Origin of the sequence: Microcoleus sp. OTE_8_concoct_300, assembly GCF_031383065.1 — a bacterium.
Lineage (GTDB): Bacteria > Cyanobacteriota > Cyanobacteriia > Cyanobacteriales > Microcoleaceae > Microcoleus.
Genome location: NZ_JANMZH010000395.1, coordinates 1 through 1,670 on the forward strand (window position 1 = coordinate 1; position 1,670 = coordinate 1,670).

Annotated in this window: 1 protein-coding gene; it reads right to left on the reverse strand. The window is 45.4% G+C overall.

The features are described from left to right. Window positions 1-1,670 (reverse strand): ATP-binding protein (locus ACUVJL_RS18075; RefSeq protein ID WP_445247125.1); only part of this gene is annotated, 1,670 nt, incomplete at both ends.

A 1,670-nucleotide genomic window follows, 5' to 3' on the forward strand; every position in this document is an offset into this window, starting at 1 on the left:
ATTGCGCCGCCATAAACTCCACCACATCCGAGGCGTCGGCAAATGTAACTTGAGCAATATCGCACCGCCACCTCCCTTTACTTCCCCCCTTACTCAGGGGGGACACAGGGGGGTCAAAGATAATTTGACCATCTTCATACAAAGCCTTGAGGAATTGAGTAGAGAAAAAGGGATTACCTTTGGTTTTTTGATAAACCAATTCTGTCAAGGGTTGAGAAGAGGATAAATCGCAAATCAGCGTATCTGCTACCAACTGCTTGAGATCTGTTAAACTCAAAGGTTGCAGGGTAATAGTATTCACCACTGCCCCAGACTTGATAATTTCATCCACCGTCAACATAAACGGATGAGTAGGTGACACCTCATTATCCCGATAAGCACCTAACACTAACAGATGCCCTCTATCCTGCATTAACAGTTGTAGCAACTTTAGGGATGCCGAATCCGCCCACTGCAAATCATCCAAAAACATCACTAAGGGATGTGAGGCAGTAGTAAATACTTGCACAAACTTTTCCATCAGCAAATTAAAGCGATTTTGGGCGGCAGTCCCCGACAGTTCTAGTGCAGGAGGTTGAGAACCAATAATGCGTTCTAATTCAGGAATCACCTCAATCAGCACTTGCCCACTATCGCCTACTGCTGCCAGAATCCTGGTTTTCCATGTTTGTAATTGAGCGTCACTTTCTGATAATAATTGCCCCATCAATTCCCGAAATGCTTGCACAAAGGCACTGAAAGGAATATTGCGCTGGAATTGGTCGTATTTGCCTTTTATAAAATAGCCACGCTGACGGGCTATTGGCTTGTGGACTTCGTTGACTACTGCGGTTTTACCAATCCCTGAAAAGCCAGCCACCAGCATCATTTCGGCGCTACCTGTACTGACTCGCTCAAAGGCTGCTAATAGATTATCAACTGCACTTCCCCGGCCGTATAACTTTTCGGGAATCAGGAAACTGTCTGTAATATCCCGCGTTCCCAAGTCAAATTCTTCTATGCTATCGGTTTCTTGTAATTGAACCTGACACTTATCTAAATCGTGTTTTAGCCCCCCGGCTGTTTGATAGCGGTTTTCGGCATTCTTCGCCATCAATTTACTGACTATTTGAGATACAATTAGGGGAATTTTTGGCTCGATTTGGTGCGCTGGAATCGGCTGTCTGGCAATGTGGCAGTGAACCAACTCTAAGGCATCTTCGGTCTCAAAAGGCAGTTTTCCTGTCAGCAATTCGTAGAAGGTGACGCCGAGGGAGTAAAAGTCACTGCGGTAATCGAGAGCGCGATTCATCCTGCCAGTTTGTTCCGGCGAGATGTAAGCGAGGGTGCCTTCTAAAACGTTGGGGTTTTTCAGGCTCGGCGTTTCTCGCGTTAGCTGACTAGAAATGCCAAAGTCAATAATTTTTAATTGTTTCGTTTGGGGGTTGTAAACAATATTAGAAGGGTTAATATCTTTGTGGATGATGTTTGCCCTGTGAATTTGTCCTAAAATTTCAGTGGTGGCGATCGCAATTTGCAAAAATTCCTCCAGAGTAAAGGAGCGCTGCTGCATCCAAATAGTCAAGGATTCGCCGCCAAAGTCCTCGACAAACATCACGAGGCTGTTTTGGTATTTTTGCAAGTCATAAACCTGTACGACTCCCGGCTCTTTTAGCTCTTGGGTGATGCGG